The 7,079-nt window shown below is 40.8% G+C and carries 4 protein-coding genes; all 4 read left to right on the top strand.

Annotated elements, in window-relative coordinates:
* The first annotated feature begins 2 nt into the window (after positions 1-2).
* From G9H65_RS00580 to G9H65_RS00595, 4 genes are read left to right on the top strand one after another with little or no spacing between them, the layout of a single operon-like run.
* Positions 3-1,472 (top strand): DUF1501 domain-containing protein, encoded by a 1,470-nt coding sequence (locus tag G9H65_RS00580; RefSeq protein ID WP_166373422.1) that lies wholly within the window; start codon positions 3-5, stop codon positions 1,470-1,472.
* Positions 1,469-4,258 (top strand): PSD1 and planctomycete cytochrome C domain-containing protein, encoded by a 2,790-nt coding sequence (locus G9H65_RS00585; protein WP_166373424.1) that lies wholly within the window; start codon positions 1,469-1,471, stop codon positions 4,256-4,258. The genes G9H65_RS00580 and G9H65_RS00585 overlap by 4 nt, the downstream gene beginning before the upstream one ends.
* A gap of 22 nt (positions 4,259-4,280) precedes the next feature.
* Positions 4,281-5,354 (top strand): NHL repeat-containing protein, encoded by a 1,074-nt coding sequence (locus G9H65_RS00590; protein ID WP_166373426.1) that lies wholly within the window; start codon positions 4,281-4,283, stop codon positions 5,352-5,354.
* Between the two features lies 1 nt (position 5,355).
* Positions 5,356-6,831 (top strand): c-type cytochrome domain-containing protein, encoded by a 1,476-nt coding sequence (locus G9H65_RS00595; protein ID WP_166373428.1) that lies wholly within the window; start codon positions 5,356-5,358, stop codon positions 6,829-6,831.
* The last annotated feature ends 248 nt before the right edge of the window (positions 6,832-7,079 follow it).

Genomic DNA, 7,079 nt, shown 5'->3' on the forward strand with positions numbered 1-7,079 from the left:
TCATGGACAAAATCATTCAAGAAGCCATCCAACGAGAAGCCCAATTGGCTACCAGAAGACACTTTTTAAGTAGTCTCGGAACTGGTTTAGGATCCTTGGCTCTCGGTAGTTTTTTGACGAATTGCAGTTCTGATGCAGGAACATCATTTGCCTCGCCTTTAGCTGCCAAAAGTTCCCCTAAACTAGGTAAGGCCAAATCCGTCATATTTTTACACATGGCGGGGGCGCCATCCCAACTCGAACTATTCGATTATAAACCGAGCTTAGCCAAATTTGACGGAAAAGAATGTCCCCCTGAATTATTAGCCGGCAAAAAATTCGCATTCATTCGCGGAGTACCGAATTTATTAGGTCCCAAAGCTCATTTTGAACAAAGAGGACAAGCTGGCCACTGGATATCTGATTACCTACCCCATTTAGCTAGCCAAGCTGACCGTGTAAGCTTTTTGAAAGGCATGCATACCGATCAGTTTAACCATGCACCTGCTCAGCTTTTGATGCATACTGGCTCTGCCCGCTTAGGTAGACCCAGCATGGGTTCTTGGGTGAGCTATGGTCTAGGCTCCGAAAATCAAAATTTACCGGGTTTTGTGGTACTAGCCTCTGGTGGCAAAAATCCAGATGCAGGAAAGTCGGCCTGGGGTAGCGGATTTCTACCTTCCATCTATCAAGGTGTGCAATGTCGTTCGGAAGGAGAACCCATTTTATTTATACAAAACCCTTCGGGTGTCAATTCCGATATTCGAAAAGCCAGTATTGAAACCATCAACCAGATCAATCAAGAAACTTACCAGGAATTTGGTGACCCAGAAACAGTAGCCCGAATAGCCCAATACGAAATGGCCTATAAAATGCAAAGTTCTGTTCCAGAGGTCATGGATATCAAAAAAGAACCAGCCTATATCCACGAGATGTATGGAACAGAACCAGGAAAAGAGTCTTTCGCCAATAATTGCCTGTTGGCCAGAAAACTCGTAGAACAAGGCGTGCGATTTGTGCAACTTTTCGACTGGGGCTGGGATACCCATGGTACGGGATTAGATGGTTCAGTGGATTATGGTTTACATCAAAAATGTAGGCAAATCGATAAAGCCTCAACGGCACTTTTACTGGATTTGGAACAGCGTGGCTTATTGGATGAGACCTTGGTGGTTTGGGGAGGAGAGTTTGGCAGAACACCGATGCAAGAAAATAGAGAAGGTAAAAAACTGGCCTATTTTGGTAGAGACCACCATACGGAGGCTTTTACTATGTGGTTAGCCGGTGGCGGGATCAAACCTGGGGTATCATACGGAGAAACAGATGATTTAGGTTATTCCACCATATCGGGGAAAACATCCGTGTATGACCTGCAGGCTACTATTCTTCAATGTTTGGGATTCAATCATGAAGAGTTCACCTATCCTTTTCAAGGTAGAAACTTCCGACTGACGGATGTATTTGGCAAAGTAATTGACCCTATTTTGGCATGAAAAACCTAATCACCATCACTATTTTAGGTTTGGCTGGCTTTTTTGTAGGGAAGCAGTTTTGGGAAAAGGAGTCTCGTATCGACTACAATACTCAGGTAAAACCTATCCTAAACAAAAACTGCATCAGTTGTCATGGGGGCGTTAAAAAACAAGGCGGATTTAGTCTTTTATTCCGAGAAGAGGCTTTAGGAAAAACGAAATTCAATGCTGCGGCCATCGTACCAGGGCATCCAGAAAAATCGAGCTTCATTCAACGCTTGAGCTTACAAGACCCTGAAGAAAAAATGCCTTATAAAAGGCCGCCCTTATCCCAAAACGAAATCGATATTTTAAGTCAATGGGTCAAAGAAGGAGCTGAATGGGGCGAACATTGGGCTTATCAACCTTTGAAGAAACCTCAAGTGCCTTATAGCTCTTGGTGGAAACAGGCCCTTTCTTGGGTAGGTTTACAAGCTGGTTGGGAAGAGAATGAGATCGACCATTTTGTGGCTAGCAAACAAGCTGAGATGGGACTTGGCCATCAAGCTAAAGCGGAGAAGGCCGACTTATTAAGGCGATTAAGTCTTGATTTAACGGGCCTTAGCCCAACAGAAGCAGAATATCGGGCATTTGAAACAGATGATTCAAAAGATGCTTACGAGAAAAAAGTGGATGAATTATTGAAGTCTCCCCGATTTGGAGAAAAATGGGCGAGCATGTGGATGGACTTGGCTAGATACGCAGATACAAAAGGATATGAAAAAGATGATAAACGGAGTATTTGGCGATACCGCGATTATGTTATTGAATCCTTTAACCAAAATAAAACTTATGATCAATTTATCACCGAACAATTAGCTGGGGATTTATTGCCCAATCCTAAGGAAAGTCAATACATCGCCACAGCCTTTCATCGGAATACGGCCAATAATGATGAAGGAGGAACAGAAGATGAGGAATTTAGAGTAGCAGCTATTTTAGATCGGGTTAACACTACCTGGGAAACATTACAAGGAACTAGTTTTTCCTGTGTCCAATGTCATTCTCATCCTTATGACCCCATTCGCCATGAAGAATATTACCAATACATGGCTTATTTCAATAATACTCGTGATGAGGATGTACCTGATGAATCACCTTATTACCGACATTTTAAATCGTCGGATCAAAAGCGCGTAGACTCCCTCCTTCATTTTATCAAAAATAAATATCCCAAAGAGCATCAAACTTGGAAGCAAACCATCCAATTTGTGGAACCTAAAATACATCCGCATTGGGCAGATGAATTTATCAATGCTGCCCTGCAAGACAATAAGTATTTAGCTGTTCGCCCGGGAGGATCTGTCAGATTTAAGGCTGTTCCTATGAATGAAAAAACGGAGATGCTAATTGCTTATAAAAATAACAATGACGCGCCTACCCAATTGGTCATTCGACAAGGCTCTTTGCAAGGAAAGATCATTACTCAGATAAAACTAGATACCACTTTATCAGAAAAAGAAGGTCTCAAAAAAGGGAATTGGGCGCATGGATGGACCTATGCTTTTTATACCATTCCGGCTTTGGAAGGAAAGCAAGATTTATATTGGACATTTAACAATAAAACGTGTAAGCCCGACCAAAATACGGCTGTTATCGGTTATTGGATGCTCTTACCGAAAACTCCAGAAGCATTAAAAAACACGTCATTTCTGAACTTGGCTAAACAATTAATCAGTACACAACCAGAAGGCACGACACCCGTTTTATTGGAAAATCCCAACGAGTACAAACGAAATACACCGGTATTCGAAAGGGGGAGCTGGCTAGTACCTGGTAAATATGTGGAAAGATCCATCCCCAACTTATTTGCCAAAAAATACCCAAAACCAGTAAGAAACAGGTTGGAATTAGCTCAGTGGATGAGCAGCCCTCAAAATCCACTGACAGCTCGGGTGGCAGTTAATCGATTTTGGGAACAACTTTTTGGGACAGGGTTGGTAGAAACCTTGGAAGACCTCGGTAGCCAAGGGCTTACACCTAGCCATCAGGAATTATTGGATTTTTTGGCTTACCAATTCCAGTTTACTTATCAATATAAGCCTAAGGAATTTTTGAAATACATGGTGATGTCGGCTACTTATCAACAAAGTTCCGAATTCACCCAAGAATCCAAGGAAAAAGATCCAAGCAATCGGTATTTAAGTCATGGGCCAAGAATTCGCTTAAGTCCTGAACAACTACGTGATCAAGCATTGCTTTGGTCTGGATTATTATCTACAAAAATCGGAGGTCCAAGTGTGATGCCTGAGCAACCCGAAGGAATTTGGAATGCTCCTTATAGTGGCATGAAATGGACAAAAAGTGATGGGGAAGATCAATGGCGACGTTCGCTATATACCTATTGGCGACGTAGTAGTCCTTATCCCACACAGGTTACTTTTGATGCCGGAACTCGCGATATTTGTTTGTCGAGACGAATCCGAACAAACACGCCCATGCAAGCACTCAACGCCTTAAATGATCCTGTTTTTATGGAATGTGCCTTATTTTTTGCCCGAAAGTTTCCGCAAGAAAAGGAAGAAATATTTATAGAAAAGGCATTTTATCAGCTTTTCGGAAAAGAGATTAGTTCGTCAAAAAAGAAACATTTGATGCGTTTTTACCAGCAAGTCCTTCCAATGTATCAAAAGGACATGATGAAGTGCCGAGAATTTTTACATCTTTGCCCAGATAATTCCATGCCCAAAGAGGCTCCTAGTTTAATAGCTAGAGCCCTTGTTAGCAATGTTTTATTTAACCTAGATGAAAGTATCAATAAACCATAATACTCAACCTATTAAAATCCCTATGAACAAGCCCATTCAACGAAGAGATTTTTTAAAAACTAGCTCCATTTTAGCTGGCGGAAGCCTCTTATCAACCTCAAACACTATGAAAAAAATTGCCCCAAAACCAGGCGAGATTGTTGTAGGTCACAACAATTACAAATTTAAGGTAATCCCAAACTGGGGCATCTTGGATGCTGGTAAAAATCCAGTTAACGACTGCCATGAAATGGTAGAAGATGCCAAAGGTCGTTTGTTTTTACTAACTAACGAAACCAAAAACAACGTCTTGATTTATGATAAATCGGGCAAATTATTAGACTCCTGGGGACATACCTATCCAGGTGCTCATGGCTTGACTATCCTAAATGAAGGCGGAGAGCAGTTTTTATTGATTTGCGATAATACCCGTCATCAAGTGATCAAAACGGATTTAAAAGGAAAAGAAATTTTCAAAATCGAATATCCAAAAGAAACAGGAGTGTATGACCATCCGCATCAATTCGTTCCTACCGAGACTGCCGTGAATCCTAAAAATGGGGACATCTATGTCGCTGATGGATATGGAGCCAATTACATCATTCAATACGATGCCAAAGGTAAATACATCCGTCATTTTGGAGGTAAGACGAATGAGTATGATGATAACTTATTCAATTGCTGCCACGGAGTTATAGTTGACACACGTGATCCCAAAAATTGGACGCTCCTAGTGACAGATCGAGTAAATAATAGTTTTAAGCGATTCACCTTAGATGGTAAATTCATCACACGGTATCATTTGCCTGGCTCATTTGTTTGTCGGCCTAATCTACATGGTGACCATATCGTAGCTGCTTGTTTCCGCAGTGGAGATGGCAATTGGCCAGGATCTGGATATGTTCAAATCTTAGATAAAGACATGAAGGTGGTTTCTACTCCAGGGGGCTCTGAACCAATCTATAAAAATGGTGTCTTACAAAGACAGCACAAAGATGATGAGAATAAGGTATTCATACATCCGCATGATGTCTATGCTGACTCAGATGATAACATATATATAGCACAGTGGGCTTCTCAAAAAACCTACCCTATAAAATTAGAGCGTATTGGTTAATATGATTCTTTTGGACGCGGAGGTAATTCCTGATTGGATACTATTTTTTGGCCATTTTCATCCCATGTTGGTGCATCTCCCCATCGGGATGCTCCTCATGGGAATGATATTATACCTGTTTTCCCAAAAAGAGGAAGCCGCCAGACAAAAATCCATCGCTCCCATTTTATGGAGTACTGGAATCGTAGCGCTTATTTCTTGTGCTATGGGTTGGTGCTTATCCTTGGCAGGGGAATATGATCAGGATACCTTGTTTTTACATCAATGGTTAGGGATAAGCCTAGCCCTGAGTTCATTGGCTTTGGCTTACATGGCCCAATTTTGGTCTCAAGATTCTTTGATGTCTCGCTTTTTCAAACCTTTGCTATCCCTAGCTTTTATCTTAGTGATGTGGACAGGGCATTTAGGTGGAAACTTGACGCATGGTTCGGAATACTTAACTAGCTACCTGCCTCAACCATGGAGAGGATGGCTTGGAATAGCCCCAAGAGAACAAACAAAGGGAGAAAAGGGGGTACAGCCAATCCGAATTAACAATTTACAAGAGGCGCTTATTTATCAAGATTTGATTCAACCCACTTTAAAACAAAAATGCTGGTCCTGCCATAATGCAGAAAAACAAAAAGGCAAATTGCGCATGGATAGTCCAGCGTATATCATGAAAGGTGGAGCCAATGGCGTTATTCTTATAGCAGGAAATCCCTCAGAAAGTGATTTGATTAAACGTATTTTATTGGATCCATCCCATGAAGATCACATGCCGCCCAAAGGGAAAATTAACCTAACGGAAGACGAGATCGTGTTATTACAATGGTGGGTGAAGGAAGGGGCACATTTCAACAAAAAGATTGCTGATATTCCCTATGATACCCGTATCAAATCCATTTTGACAAAATATACCCAGGGAACGAATCAACAGGAAGTCTATATTTCTCCTGTTTTTAAAGAAAATATTCCGGCAGCTGCTGAAGCAGATATTCTCAAACTGAGAAAGCACCATCTTTTGGTTATTGCAGTAAGCAAGGAAAAATCATTCTTGGAAGTAAATGCCATTAATTCCAAACATGTTGGGGATAAAGAACTACAAGATTTGGATGGGATTAAGGAACAAGTCGTTTCTTTAAAAATGGGTGGAACTAAATTGACAGATGAGTTTTTGCAGCAGATTAGTAAATACCCGAGGATAATATCGCTACAAATAAACCATACCAACATCAGTGTGCAAGGCCTCTCTTATTTAAGTTCACTTCAGCATTTAGAAACGTTGAACTTGGTAGGCACATCCATAGGAGATGAAGGGCTGGCGGAAATAGCTAAAATACCGGCATTAAGAAAAATTTACTTATGGCAAAGCAAAGTGACAGATCAAGGGATACATTTACTTCAAAAGAAAATGCCTAAGCTGGTAATTGATCAAGGTTGGAAGGGTAAATGGCCCTTGGATACCCTACAAATTAGCACCAAAAAACCTGAATAGAAGAATCAATATTTGCATCATTCCGCCAATTACGATAGCTGTTCATGAAATAAAAACGGGCATTTTGTGCCTATTTTTTACCTCAAATCCAAGCTGAATTCATCTAAAATTGACTGAAATTTGCCTAAAAATAGGCTTTGAGAGGTTCAAAATAGCCTAAAATTCAGTTGAGTTAACGTACATTTAATCCATTCTACTATAAAATTCTGTTTCCAATTTTAAATTCAAAGGATTTTATCACTCTAATC

Source organism: Aquirufa ecclesiirivi, assembly GCF_011250515.1.
GTDB lineage: Bacteria > Bacteroidota > Bacteroidia > Cytophagales > Spirosomataceae > Aquirufa > Aquirufa ecclesiirivi.